Origin of the sequence: Nitrospira moscoviensis (assembly GCF_001273775.1) — a bacterium.
In the GTDB taxonomy this organism is placed as follows: Bacteria; Nitrospirota; Nitrospiria; order Nitrospirales; family Nitrospiraceae; genus Nitrospira_D; species Nitrospira_D moscoviensis.
Genome location: NZ_CP011801.1, coordinates 1,602,463 through 1,614,977, shown reverse-complemented (window position 1 = coordinate 1,614,977; position 12,515 = coordinate 1,602,463). Strand labels below are relative to the sequence as shown.

At 55.4% G+C, this 12,515-nt stretch carries 12 protein-coding genes and 1 pseudogene; 9 read left to right on the top strand and 4 right to left on the bottom strand.

Annotated elements, in window-relative coordinates; all coding sequences use genetic code 11:
- Positions 1-54 precede the first annotated feature (54 nt).
- Positions 55-1,953 (bottom strand): B12-binding domain-containing radical SAM protein, encoded by a 1,899-nt coding sequence (locus tag NITMOv2_RS07915; protein ID WP_053379350.1) that lies wholly within the window; start codon positions 1,951-1,953, stop codon positions 55-57.
- A 324-nt stretch (positions 1,954-2,277) separates the two neighbouring features.
- Between NITMOv2_RS07915 and NITMOv2_RS07910 the strand changes: the two genes are divergently transcribed.
- The 9 genes and pseudogenes from NITMOv2_RS07910 (at position 2,278) to NITMOv2_RS07890 (ending at position 9,527) form a co-directional block, all read left to right on the top strand.
- Positions 2,278-2,934 carry a hypothetical protein gene (locus tag NITMOv2_RS07910; RefSeq protein ID WP_053379349.1) on the top strand — a complete coding sequence of 219 codons (657 nt, stop codon included), beginning with the start codon at positions 2,278-2,280 and terminating at the stop codon, positions 2,932-2,934.
- A 14-nt stretch (positions 2,935-2,948) separates the two neighbouring features.
- Complete coding sequence (locus NITMOv2_RS07905) at positions 2,949-3,533, top strand: hypothetical protein (protein ID WP_145976222.1); 585 nt, start codon at positions 2,949-2,951, stop codon at positions 3,531-3,533.
- A gap of 391 nt (positions 3,534-3,924) precedes the next feature.
- Complete coding sequence (locus NITMOv2_RS07900; protein WP_053379347.1) at positions 3,925-6,480, top strand: ATP-binding protein; 2,556 nt, start codon at positions 3,925-3,927, stop codon at positions 6,478-6,480.
- Between the two features lie 49 nt (positions 6,481-6,529).
- Positions 6,530-7,765 (top strand): class I SAM-dependent methyltransferase, encoded by a 1,236-nt coding sequence (locus NITMOv2_RS23380; protein ID WP_145976221.1) that lies wholly within the window; start codon positions 6,530-6,532, stop codon positions 7,763-7,765.
- 33 nt (positions 7,766-7,798) lie between these two features.
- Positions 7,799-8,002, top strand: coding sequence for a hypothetical protein (locus NITMOv2_RS23375; RefSeq protein WP_145976220.1), 204 nt, complete (start codon positions 7,799-7,801; stop codon positions 8,000-8,002).
- Between the two features lie 79 nt (positions 8,003-8,081).
- Positions 8,082-8,204, top strand: a pseudogene (locus NITMOv2_RS24970) (DUF1272 domain-containing protein); the annotation flags it as partial.
- Positions 8,205-8,368: 164 nt separating this feature from the next.
- A complete protein-coding gene (locus tag NITMOv2_RS24645; protein WP_274519511.1) occupies positions 8,369-8,491 on the top strand; it encodes a YnfA family protein in 123 nt (40 codons plus the stop codon).
- Positions 8,492-8,808: 317 nt separating this feature from the next.
- Entirely contained in the window at positions 8,809-9,156 is a 348-nt protein-coding gene (locus tag NITMOv2_RS07895) for a 4Fe-4S dicluster domain-containing protein (RefSeq protein WP_053379346.1), read from the top strand.
- Between the two features lie 68 nt (positions 9,157-9,224).
- The gene (locus NITMOv2_RS07890) at positions 9,225-9,527 is read left to right on the top strand and encodes a hypothetical protein (protein ID WP_053379345.1); all 303 of its coding nucleotides are present in this window, start codon (positions 9,225-9,227) and stop codon (positions 9,525-9,527) included.
- Between the two features lie 296 nt (positions 9,528-9,823).
- Here NITMOv2_RS07890 and tmpT read toward each other — a convergent pair whose 3' ends face one another.
- From tmpT to NITMOv2_RS07875, 3 genes are all read right to left on the bottom strand, one after another.
- The gene (tmpT, locus tag NITMOv2_RS07885) at positions 9,824-10,462 is read right to left on the bottom strand and encodes a thiopurine S-methyltransferase (protein ID WP_053379344.1); all 639 of its coding nucleotides are present in this window, start codon (positions 10,460-10,462) and stop codon (positions 9,824-9,826) included.
- A 146-nt stretch (positions 10,463-10,608) separates the two neighbouring features.
- Complete coding sequence (locus tag NITMOv2_RS07880) at positions 10,609-11,217, bottom strand: hypothetical protein (protein WP_053379343.1); 609 nt, start codon at positions 11,215-11,217, stop codon at positions 10,609-10,611.
- A complete protein-coding gene (locus NITMOv2_RS07875) occupies positions 11,207-12,454 on the bottom strand; it encodes a hypothetical protein (protein ID WP_053379342.1) in 1,248 nt (415 codons plus the stop codon). Before NITMOv2_RS07875 ends, NITMOv2_RS07880 begins: the two co-directional genes overlap by 11 nt.
- Positions 12,455-12,515: the final 61 nt, after the last annotated feature.

Here is a 12,515-nt window from a genome sequence, read left to right as displayed (position 1 = left end):
TCGCCCGCCCCTTTCCCGTCCCTCTCCCCCCTGGGGAGCGGCGAAGGTGAAGGGTCACATCTTCCCCGCCAGCGTCGGCACCACGCCCGCGGTTTTCATCGCCTGATACTGCAGGTCAGGTAATTTCTGAAGCCCGAAGCGGCAGATGTACAGAAAGATGTATTCGCGAATGTAGAGCCGCAGGTCCCAGCCCGCGTAATGATTCCGCTCGAACTGCTCGAACACCCGCTCGGCCTCTTCGATGCTCATGCCGTCCTTCACCGTATAGTAGTAGTCGAGCGCCAGGTCCCACTCCGGGTTCTTGTAGGCCGTCACGCCCCACTTCTCCGGATGTTTCGCCACCGGGTTGTGCCGGCCCAGGTCGAACGTGCCGAAGCCGAGCGAATGGACATAGTCCTTGTTCTGCTCGAGGAACTGCACCGACTGCCAGGCTTCCTCCTTCGTCTCGCCGGGAAACCCGAAGAAGCCCATGCAGTGGTTCCAGATGCCCGCCTCGGCCGTAAGCTTGAGGTGCTTCGTCATCACCTCGGTCGTCGTGGCCTTGTCCATCAGCTTGAGCACCCGCTCCACGCCCGACTCGTAGCCGAAATGGAGATAGCGGCAACCCGACTCCTTCGCGTCCTGCCAGACGGCGTCTTCCAACAGGCTCTTCTCGAACCGCATGTGCGTCGTCCAGAAGATGTCCATCCGGCTCTCGACCAATCCCCGCGCCAGCTTTCGGAACAAGGCCGGCGGATAGGATTCATCGGTGAAATGGAAATGCCGGGCCCCGTACTTGTCGCGCAGGTGCTTGATCTCATCTAGGATGTCTTGGATCTTCTTGGACCGGTAGCCCGCCGTGTAGCCCTCGCCATGGTCGCAGAACTCGCAGCGGCCCCAGTAGCAGCCGCGCGTGGCGAGATACGGCAGGATCTTCGCCGGGACGAAATACTTCTCCAGCGGCAGGCCGTCGAAATCCGGGGGCGGGAGGCTGTGCATGTCTTCCGCAAAGCTGGTCGCCGACGTATGGACGCCGGTCTCATCTTTATAAATGGTGTTGGGCACGTCGGTCAGGCTGCGCTTGGCCCCGACCGCCGAGACCAACTGGACGAACGCCGTTTCCCCTTCATAGACCACGGCGCTGTCGAAATATTGGAACAGCGGCGATTGCGGCAGCACGTCGCGCAGGCGAGTGACCGTATTGCCGCCGATCGTCACATGGATGTGCGGGAAGTGCTGCTTGATGAGGGCGCAGAACGTCATCGCGGAGAACATCTGCTGCTGCAAAACGATAGAAATGCCGACGACGTCGGGTTTCTCGGAATCAATCACCGGTTTCACCAGATGGTCGAACACGTCCCGGTAGATGTTCACTTGCTGGTCTTCGATGGCATCCATGATCTCGGATGAGACATAGACTTTGTACGACAGGTCCGTCTCCATCGGCGGCATGCAGATCCGGGCCGGGTAATAGACCATCGAGATCGTGGCCGTGACTTCGCGGAAGACTTGAACCGCCCACTCCAACTGATCGATATCGTAGAACGTCTCTCCTCGGATGATCGCTTTGGCCTTCTCGGCCTTCTTCGTGAGCTCGTCGATCCGCTGGCGCGTCACGTCGCACAGGGCCATCTGCAGATCCATCTCGTCGGCCGTCAGCTCCCGCTTCTTCGAGAGCTTCCGCAGCCGGTCGAGCTGTTGCGGCACCCGGCGCAGAACCTTCTTCAAGAAGTCCTCACTGAAGTACCAGTCCCACATCTCGAGATTGACGTCTTTTTGGATGACGGTATGGCCGGCCTGGCGGAGGACGGCGGTGAGCGACGGAAGACTCAGATAGGGTTCGGAAGGGAACCAGTCGGGCGGGAAGATCAGCATTACCTTCATCTTCCGGCCGGCCGCCGCTTCCGATGTCTGGCGATGGAGCAGGATCAGCTCTCTGGAGGCCCGTTCACCCTTCGAATACTCGACCCGCATGAAGGAGGCTCCTGTCTCGGCCAGGCACTCCCAAATCGCCGGAATGCCAAGGGGTTAGGCTATGAGAGTGGACATTGTACGGGGCGCGAAGAAGGATATTCAAGAGCGGCGGAGCGGATCGTCAGATAGTCCTTCGTGCTCGCTGAGGCTCCATGGGGGAGATAGGCTCTAAGTGATCGGCCTCGGCGGCACGAAACGGCCAACAACGTTCACCCGTGCGCCATTTTGCTGGCCTCGCCTCTTCCACACCATACCGCGTGGAATTGACGGAATCCCGCTGCCTGCTAAATTTTTCCTGTTAGATCTCGCCACAGAGGAGGAGCTATGTACAGCACCCGCTTCAAGAACATATCGACGGCCATACGTCCGCTCGCGCTTGTCATCGCGGGTTTGCTCGTAGGCGGCTGCGGCGGCGGGACGATGTTCGCGCTCAAGGACGCCGGTCACCAGATCAAGCCCACCTCGGTCAGCGTCATCACCGGCGGATCGGAAGAGGCGGATCTCAAGCTGGCGGAATATCTCACCAAGGAACTGAAGGAACGGACGACGCTGCAAGTGGTCGAGCAGAGCGATGTGAGCAAGGCCATCCCCAGTTACCCGCTGACCATCAAGTCGGTCGAAGAACGAGACGGTGAAGTGGCCTGGGTCGATCCGTCGGAAAAGCCCAAGCTCGACAAGATTCAGACGAAGCTCAAGACCAACTACATGTTCGTGATCTGGAGCAAGGGGCTCACCAAAACGACGACCTGCTCCAATCAAGGCGGCTGCACCAATACCTATTCCACGAACGTCTACGGGAACATGCTCGAATACCCGGCCGGCAAAATCGTCTCGCACACCGCCTTCAACAAGCGGAACAGCGACAGCTTCCTGCAGCTCTTCCGGCCCAAAGGCTACTACGTTGACGAGCTGCTCAAGAATTCCGCCGAAGACATCGTGGATGAGTTCATCAAAGTGACGAACACGGGGAAGAAGAAGTGACGCGGGAGTCGACCATGCGGAAGCAGTATCTCTGGGCCATGATGCTGGCCACTGCCCTGTTCGCGCAGGGATGCGCGACGTTTCAACTGACGCAGGAACCGTTCACGCCGAAGGGCAAGAAACTCGCCGTGATCGCCGGCCTCACGAATCCCAGTTCCCTCGATGCGGCGCAGGCGCTCGCCTATGAACTCACGACCACCAGCCAGTTTCAAGTGATGCCGCAGAAGCAGGTCGCTCAGGCCATCCCCAACTATCCGCAGCTCATCAAGGGCCCGTACAACTCAGCCTACTTCGAGATCGACGTGGACTACGCCAAGACGGACGTGGAGCGGGTCAAGCAACTGCACAAGAACCTGGGCACCGACTACCTCTACGTCCTCTGGGCGCCGACCGTGACGACCAACGGCCAGAAGAGCTGGTTCACCAAGGACTACGCGATGATGAAAGTCGTCGCCCAGCTCTACGAATTCCCCGGCGGGAAGGAAGTCGGCCACGGCACCTACATGATGCGCGTCGATCCCGGCAAGAACCAAATCGTCCGCGACGACCTGCAACGGGTCACGAAAGAGCTGGCGGAAAAGACGCATATGGTGAAATAGAGCAGATCAGTACTAGCCCACTCGCCTGGCAGCTTCCCGTCCAAAACAGAATGCATCACTGCAAGACTGACCTCTACTTTCGCTCGAGCAGAAGCCTGAGCCCTGCTGGGCCTGAACGGACCTCCGAGCATAGGGAACCCGCTTCGCGGATATTTTGTCTCGCCAACGGCGGCTACAGCAAGTGCCTAATCCCCGCTCGAGCAGGCAAACTATTTACAAAGGAGTGAAACGGTGGCTGCTCAGCCAGCAGAGCTCCCTCTGCCAAGAAAGAAGGAGGCGAAAATAATGCACTCATATAGACCCAACACCACCAAAACAGTACAATGCCCGCCGTAATTGCAGTAGCGAGAACTCGGATGGTTTTCCCAATCCTCGAAATGAGATAACTCCCTTGATAATTGATCCTGATTTTGCCTTAGCTGGCGCAGAGAAAGAAAAGCTTGACGTCCGGTTAAGCTACCGGATTGTACGGCTGTTTTCTGAGGGATTGTACGCCAGCCCCAACAAGGCTGTTGAGGAACTAGTTGCCAATTCCTTTGATGCAGGAGCTAAACAAGTAGCTGTTTTTCTCCCCTCAGATTTTCACGACCAGGCCGCCACGATAGTTGTCCTCGATAATGGGGAGGGGATGGACGCAAATGGTTTGAAACGACACTGGCTTATCGGTAAGAGCCTCAAGCGGGATCTAAAAACATTACCGCTAGGAAGACAGCAGATCGGCAAGTTCGGTATTGGTAAGCTTGCCACCTACGTTCTTGCCAACCGCCTCACCCATATTTCTAAGAAGGATGCAAAGTATTACTCGACATCCATGAGCTATAAGATGGTCGATGATCGCGGAGACGAGGAGATTGAACCGAAGACACCGATAAGGATCGCCCTGCGAGAACTAACAGAGGACCAGGCCAAAGCAGCATTGAAGGGCTGGCTAGATCTCTCAACGTTTAAGAAATGCGGTATGAGGCTGTTTGGAACAAAAGCGGAAGCTTCTTGGACTTTTGCGATCCTGTCAGAATTGAAAGAAAAGGTTCATGAAATTCGCCGAGGGAGGTTGGAATGGGTGCTTCGCACTGCCCTCCCTTTGCGCGATGACTTTGCGATCCATCTTGATGGAAGCAAACTCGAACCTAGCAAGTCAGGTAAGGGGCTTCTGAAAAAATGGATTCTCGGCAGAGACATCGATGAACTGCCTAAGCCTGCTCCTGACGAGATCCAGGTCAGTGAGGACATAAACCAACCCAAAGAATCCGTGACGAGGCATGGTTTGGAACATAGCGCCGTCGGTCGAATAACTGGGTACGCCGAGGGGTATCGCAATCTACTAACAGGGAAATCTGATGAACTTGGCCGAAGCCATGGCTTTTTCGTTTATATACTGGGACGCCTGATCAACGCTGAGGACGGCCATTTTGGCATTTCACCAGACGAACTCCGGCATGGGACATTCGGACGAATCCGTGTGGTTGTCCACATGGATGGTCTAGACGAATACCTACAATCAGACAGAGAACGCATACGTGAAGGACCGGTTCTTAGGGATGCGCAAAACATTCTGCGGGCCATCTTCAACAAAATTCGTCCGGAGTTGGAAAGACTTGATGCGAATGACGAACCGGGAGCAAAGCTCGCAATCAAACTTGCAAGTAGTCCAACTAGCCTGGCTCGTCGTCCGATCATCGACATGGCTCGAGCCGCTCTACATGGCAAGATTAGATCACGGTACATTGCTCTCCCACTGGGCACAACACAGGCAGAGCGGGATAAGATAATCGCAGATCTTGAGACGCGCGCGGAAATACCCGAGCATTTTATAACAGGGATTGACTTCGCCTACAACGCAACTTCGGACGACGGAATCGCAGTTTATGATGCAATATCCGGACGCCTTCGAGTCAATGGTCTTCATCCATTTATCGGAGCTTTCTTCGACGAATTCACTAGCAAGACAAGCGGCCTTCCCTTGGAAATGTTCGCCATGGCCGAAGTACTCCTGGAATCACATTTACACCAGGCCGGCTTGAAACAGACCCAGATTGATGAGGTCATGATTTTTCGTGATCAGCTACTCCGCTATGTTGCACAGGAATCCGGAAGAAGAACCGCGCTAATCGTAGCTAACGCACTGCGAAACGCAAGAAATGACGAGGACAAACTGGAGAGTGAAGTCGTCGAGGCTTTCCGTTGCTTAGGGTTCGATGCAACACGAGTAGGTGGCAAGGGCAAACCTGATGGAGTAGCCAAAGCACACCTGAGTCCTGGAGACGACAAGAAGCCACGAAGATATGCAACAACGCTAGAGGCAAAGAGCAAGAAGAAGGATGGCACCAAGCTAAAGACAAAGACCTTTGGTGTTTCTGCAATCGCACGCCAACGTGATGAGGCTCAGTGCGACCATGCAATTGTTGTAGCGCCAGCGTTCGATCACACGCCAGGGAAAGACAGTGCACTCGCAAAGGAGATTAGAGCCGACAGGGAAAACACTGAAGCAAAAGGAACACCTCGCACGATCACCGCAATTCATGTCGACGATCTTGCACGATTGGTACAGCTTCGCCCGATTAAGCGGTTAGGACTGGACAAGATTCGCGATCTCCTTTGGAAATGCAGCCTGCCAGAGGAGTGCAAAGCGTGGATTGATGCCGCCGAGAAGGAAATTGTAGCAAAGCCGCCCTACTCCAGGATAATTAACGCGATTCATGCTCTGCAGCAGGAATACGATTTGGCTGCAGTCGAGTATGGAGCGCTACGAGTTGCCCTGGGCAAGGAAACACCGCCGTACAAGGTATCAACAAACGATGAGCTAGTTGAGTTGTGTAAGGCGATGGCCGCGATGGCAAGCTATGAGATCACTGCAACTGATCGAACAGTTGAATTGAACCAAAGCCCTGCGAACGTTCTTGCCGCAATTGAAGCCGCAACCAAAGCACATTTGAATGAACTGCACTGATTAGAGGCATCCACTGTGCCTCCACAATATTGAAGGACCGTGCCCTCAGATGCTGAAGTCACATAAGAAAACCATCCTCGAAATACTGGGACGAAACCCCATTCACCCATTTCCAGCACGTATGGCTCCGGGAATTGCGCTCGATGCGCTAGGAAAGAGCGCTACTTCTCTTCGCGTACTTGATCCGATGGCAGGCTCAGGCACTGTTCTCGCCGTTGCGCGCTCGAAAGGTCACAAGGCATTCGGCATGGATCTCGACCCATTGGCCGTCCTACTTGCTGGTGTTTGGACCAGAACCGTCGACGCAGCAAAGGTTAAGGACAAGGCGGAGGAGGTACTAGACAGGTCTAAGGCTATATTCAAATCGCTCCCTCTTGGTCTAGCCTACCCTCCTAGCAGTGATGACGAAACTCGAGAGTTCATTCGCTATTGGTTTGATGACTATGCGCGCCGCCAGCTAGCTTCATTATCTATGGCGATCTCCAGAATCTACGACAACACCACGCGCGACGCACTATGGTGCGGATTTTCTCGTCTCATAATCACGAAGAGTGCGGGTGCCTCACTGGCAATGGACCTATCCCATAGCCGTCCTCATCGGAAATTTAAGCGCGCTCCTGTCAAACCATTCAATCGCTTTATCCCAGCTGTTAATGCCATCGTCTTGAACTGTCCACAACTGGGGGCAAGCAAAGTCGGGCCGGCAACTGTTGTCAAGCGAGGCGATGCACGACAACTAGACTATGATAGCTGCTCGATTGACCTCGTCCTTACTTCTCCACCCTACTTAAACGCCATCGACTATATGCGGTGCAGTAAATTCTCATTAGTATGGATGGGATATACAATCTGTGAACTTCGAGGCATTCGAGGAGAAAGTGTTGGCAGTCCGATGGCTTCTCGCGAAGCCTTGGAAGCTCCATGGGTGAAGTCACTCATCAAACAACTTGGTCTAACGCCAGCACTCTCTATTCACGATCATGCCATCTTGGCAAGATATGTTTGGGATATGGGGCAGGCCTTGGCCGAGGTATCCCGTGTGCTTAAGCGAGGTGGACGCGCAGTTTATGTTGTGGGTGACTCCACGAACCGCGGTACGTTCATCAAGAATTCATCGATTGTCACCGCAGTGGCAGAGAATCACGGGCTTGAACTTGCATCGCGGCATTCGAGAGCTTTGCCTGCCAACCGAAGATACCTACCACCGCCAAAGGTTGGTCAATCAGTTGCGGCCATGGACACTCGGATGCGACGAGAAATCGTCCTTGAATTTACGAAGCCCTGACCGCCTCGATGTAACTTTACGCGGAGCGAACCCATGAAACCTAAACAGACCTGGCGTGACTTCAAAAAGAGAATCTATGCAGTTAATCCGAACACACCGGAAAAAGAAATTGCCAGTTTAATTCTTATGGGATGCAACCGTATTCGCTCTGGCGATAAGGCCCCTGCTGGGTACAGCGGTAAATGGGATTATGTAATCATGCACGTGGCTCGTCGTTGGAACGGAAGTAAACGTTAGCCCAAGATGCATGAGGCCTGACCAATCATATTATCTTGCCGGTCAAAGTCTTGGGGTCACTAATTAGCCACCACTCGCCATGGTGTCCTGCCCTCCAGCATCTTCACTGGGGGCGCGTATCTGCTCCTACGAATGCACCTTCTGCGTGGCTCGCATGGACAATGTGCCGCACAATGTCTGCCTGAACTGCGGCGGCGGATTCGAAACAAAAATCGAAGGTCAGGCCTTGCAATCACACAGTTGAAGGTCCGGTACTCATGTCTGACCCATTTATTGACTACTCGACGCGATACCGTCTCCACCGGCTGCGTCAAGACTGTTCGGCTCGTAGTCGATGCCTTTCGACATTACGCCATTGATCCGTCCATGTTACTTCAGCGCATCGGCCGCACCGTCAGTCCAGGGGAGACATCTATGCTCATCGCACAATCGGTCGCCTTGTTTCTTCTCGCCGGTCTGTTCGAGATCGGAGGGGGATATCTGGTGTGAGAAGAAGAAAGGGGGACAGGCTACTTTTCTAAGGCCTTCAAGGCCGCCCTCGCCGTCTGAGCGTCGATTCAACCCAAATGCTGTCGCAATTGCCGCCTGCCAATCCTCCGTTCCAATCGGCTGCTGTCGATTCACACGTCCGGGGAGTGAAAAATAGGGACATTCTGAATTTCGCGGCGCGTGGCGGGCGGCTCTTAGCGCCTTCATTCCGTCCGGCTTGAATCATTGAACCATCGCGGCCGATAATAGCACTTGACCCACCGGTGCCTTTGGGCGCTACATATTCATATATTGTGGTCGAAAAGGAGGAGCGTGTCATGGCACTGCTGATTACCGCCGAATGTATCAACTGTGGGGCCTGTCTGCCCGAATGTCCGAACGAGGCTATCTTCGAAACTCGCGGCGACGCGGAAGCGAAGGGCAATCATGTGGGCGACGGCCAGGGAGTGGGAAACGATATCTATGTGATCACACATGACCGCTGTACCGAGTGTGTGGGCCATTTTGACGAACCTCAATGCGCGGCGGTCTGTCCGGTCGACAATTGCTGCATTGCTGACCCTGCCTATCCGGAAACGACGGATGTTTTGCTGGACAAGGCGAGGACACTCAATCCTGACAAGGCGATCGATCCGGCAAAGGTGTGGAGCGGCGTGCGGAACTGATCGCGACTGGAGTACGAGGAGAAGCCCGTCCACCTCTGTTTGCCTTGGCATAACGGAAACGATCAGTCATGGCTGATAAAATTCGAAGAGTCATTTCCAATGCAACTGTCATCAAGGCCTTAGCGAAAGTCTTTGCGTTCCAAGCCATCGAGATCAGCCTCTTGCGGGCACATGCTGGAATATCCGATGCCCATTGGAAGACCCTCAAGACCGAAGCCTTTAAGAAAACCTACGCGAAGCAACGCTCTTTTTATGAAGATCGCTTGACGGGTGCGTTCTCTTTGGAGCGCATTTCCCAGTCTGAACGCGAGACAAGACTTCTTGAACTCTGGCTCAAACAGAGTGAGGATTTTCCCAACGACGAACCCTGAACGAGTGTTCTCCGCATGAGAGCATCCCCTCTCCTGTGAGTGCCTCCAGCTGCTGAGAACAGTTCACCGCATCGGAGGGAAGAGAAGAGCGATTGCTCTTTCTTCCAGATCTCGATCCGCTTCACCGCCGGAAAACCGTCTCTGGAGCGTGTTAGGAACCATTTTGCGGCCAGTCCTGAGTTCATCGAAGGGCGCGTGGCGGACCAGCGCTATTCTCGCTAGCTTAGGGTAGGTGTCGGGAGTCTTTTTCTGATCGCGAGTCCTGCGCTACACATCATCATGGCGAATGAACTGTCTCACTTACTCTTCAGCAGCCATACATTCTCTTTGGCGGAAACTTTCCCCTTCAATCCCCCGGCGACATCCGCACTTTCAATGAGCGTCACGTCATAAGTCCCGGCGTAGTGCCGCTTGACCTCGTCGGCGTTCACTGAAAAGGGCGGACCTTCCGCTAAACGCTGGTCGTACTCGTAGCAAATCAGCAACTGCGGAGCCTTTCCGGTTATCTCCGTCAGGTGGGCCGTATATCGATTTCGCATTTCTTCGGGGAAGGCCACTAACGCCGCGCGGTCATAGACGGCGTCGACTGGGCCGAGGATTTTTTTCGACAGCGCAAAAATATCGCCGACGAAGATGTCGAGATTCTTGGCGCTCCACTGCTCGACTTGGCCGACTTTTGATATCTCCGGTTGCACGCCGAGGTCTATGAATAATTGCTCGATGGCGAGTTGACTCAATTCGGCTCCCGCCACCCGATGGCCCTTGGAGAGCAGCCAACCAATATCGAGCGTTTTGCCGCACAACGGGACGAAGATCCGCCGGCCTTTAGCTAAAGACAGCTCGTGAAAATGTCTGACCAGCAGCGGGTTCGCCTTCCCTTCGTGCCAGCCGGTCTCATTGTTCTCCCACCGTTGGTGCCAGAAATTTGGGTCCATTCTCAATTCCGTTTATGCCTGAAGATCGAGCACACGGATCAGCGCCGGCGAGATTCTTGAGGTTGCTTCATCGATTGTCAAGGGTGGTCATTCAGCTCCGCCTCGGCAAGGAGAGGACGACGATCGGCACCGCACGAAGGGTCCCATCACTTCTCGGGATAAAAATACTTCTCGAACGCTTGTCTCGCCCTCCTGTAGTCCTTGTCCGTGGCATACTTCAGCCGGTACGTGAACCGACAATTCCGGTCTTTCTCGTATTGATAGACATCTTGCAGGAACGACACGATCTCCTCGAGATCCGACGTCTGATCCCCTTTCGTCAGACTCACCCGCAAATCGGGCGGGATATCGCCGATGACGGCCACGGTCTCCACGCCGTTTTGCACGCTGGCTTCGATCAACGTATTGTTGTTTCTCTCACACAAAGCATACCCGCGTTTTAAGTTTTCAACGGCTTCCTGGAAGCTTTCTTTCGCCGTCCCTTTCGCGCCCACCATGCCCTTCACTTCATTGACCAGGAACGTCATCTCGTTCAGCTGCTTTTCCAAGTCACTGTTCTTCTCCATGACCGTCTCGAGTCTGGCTTGGAGACCTCCGTCGATATCCCGCGCGTCGTCAACGATGGGCCGGCCGTCCTGTCCCTTGCCCTCCACCGTGTCCGCCACATAGACCATCATCCCCGCAAAGAGCAGGAGCAGCATCACTTCGATCAGTGACAAGCCGAGCACCCACCCCGAACGCGAGTCACTTTCCATGGACCACCTGCTCCCCGGTCACGCTCTCCTTCAAGAAAGACATGACTCCCCGCATGGCCGTTTCGATGGCCTTGCTCGCGGCGAGACTCGACTGGATGGCCGTTTGGATGTTCAGAAGCCCATCGGTGACATCGAGACTGAGCGCTTGCGACGGCACGTCCCTCAGCTGTGCCTCCAATGCCGCCAATTGTGTCGAGACGTTGCCGAAGGCGGATCGCAGTGACTGCATGCTCTTGAGCTGGCTCTCCAGCTCGGCGCGACTGCTCTCCAGCGCCGTGGTCATCTTGGCGAATTCGCCGGTTCGATCTTGAATCGTCGTGGACAACTCATTCACGGCCGTTCCAACCCGCTTCGCGGCTTCCGATCCGTACAACGAATCGCCGAGCCGAGTCACGGTTTCGGCCGTTTGCGCCAGACTTTTTTCCAGTTGTCGAGCGGCTTGCTCGATGTCTGCTCCCCGCTTCCCCAAGACGGCGACGAGTTTGCCGACTTCTGTCGCGAGCAGGTCCTGAGGAATCTCTACCGCTGTGAGCCGGCCCAGCATCTCTTTGACCGACGATTCAAAGCCGGCGCTCATCGTCGCCGTCATAGTCCGTTGTTGCTCGGTGATCTTGTCTCGAGTCTCGTCGAGCGCCCGCACAAGCTTGTTGAGCGCGCCGCCGAGCTCGTTCGCCGCACGGCGTGTGAAGGTCGCGATGTCCATCGTCGCGCCGTCGATCTGGCGGGCGAGCGCCGCAACGCGGCGGTCGATCGTCTCTTGGGCATAGACTATCCGATCGGACAGCGTCGCCTGGAACTGGATGACCAACATCCGGAGCAGCATTCCGGAAAACGTCGCGACCAGCGCATAGCCGAATGTCGTGAGCACGGCGTCCGCGGTCAATTTCAGAGCCGGCCAGGCCACGAAGGCCGCGAGCAGGGCAAAGACGGCCCAGAGAAAACCCATGTAGTAGAGCGAGTCTGCAAATTGGACGGGGTTCTTCTTTCTCAGAGAGGCACCATAGGCCGCGTACATCACGAGGAGTCCCACGAGCCCTCCTACGGTGTACATTTGGGGCACTTGCGACATCGTCGAGTAGACGAGTGCGGCGATACCCGCCGCTGTCGTGCACAGCCACGCGACACCCAGCTTGATACGGTCAGCCGGCGTGGAGCCGTCGCCGGACAGCCCGCCTTCTTCCAGTTCATCGGACTCGGGCAGTAGCTGATCGAAAGATATCGGTGGGAGCCGTTGCATACTTCCTCCTCCCCTCATGCTGGTGAGATCCCGAGCTATCTTCCGATCTCGCGCCCTCTGC

Coding starts and splice junctions, on each gene's coding strand:
- NITMOv2_RS07915 (WP_053379350.1), bottom strand. CDS start 1,953: ATGCGGGTCGAGTATTCGAAGGGTGAACGGGCCTCCAGAGAGCTGATC.
- NITMOv2_RS07910 (WP_053379349.1), top strand. CDS start 2,278: ATGTACAGCACCCGCTTCAAGAACATATCGACGGCCATACGTCCGCTC.
- NITMOv2_RS07905 (WP_145976222.1), top strand. CDS start 2,949: ATGCGGAAGCAGTATCTCTGGGCCATGATGCTGGCCACTGCCCTGTTC.
- NITMOv2_RS23380 (WP_145976221.1), top strand. CDS start 6,530: ATGCTGAAGTCACATAAGAAAACCATCCTCGAAATACTGGGACGAAAC.
- NITMOv2_RS23375 (WP_145976220.1), top strand. CDS start 7,799: ATGAAACCTAAACAGACCTGGCGTGACTTCAAAAAGAGAATCTATGCA.
- NITMOv2_RS24645 (WP_274519511.1), top strand. CDS start 8,369: ATGTTACTTCAGCGCATCGGCCGCACCGTCAGTCCAGGGGAGACATCT.
- NITMOv2_RS07895 (WP_053379346.1), top strand. CDS start 8,809: ATGGCACTGCTGATTACCGCCGAATGTATCAACTGTGGGGCCTGTCTG.
- NITMOv2_RS07890 (WP_053379345.1), top strand. CDS start 9,225: ATGGCTGATAAAATTCGAAGAGTCATTTCCAATGCAACTGTCATCAAG.
- tmpT (WP_053379344.1), bottom strand. CDS start 10,462: ATGGACCCAAATTTCTGGCACCAACGGTGGGAGAACAATGAGACCGGC.
- NITMOv2_RS07880 (WP_053379343.1), bottom strand. CDS start 11,217: ATGGAAAGTGACTCGCGTTCGGGGTGGGTGCTCGGCTTGTCACTGATC.
- NITMOv2_RS07875 (WP_053379342.1), bottom strand. CDS start 12,454: ATGCAACGGCTCCCACCGATATCTTTCGATCAGCTACTGCCCGAGTCC.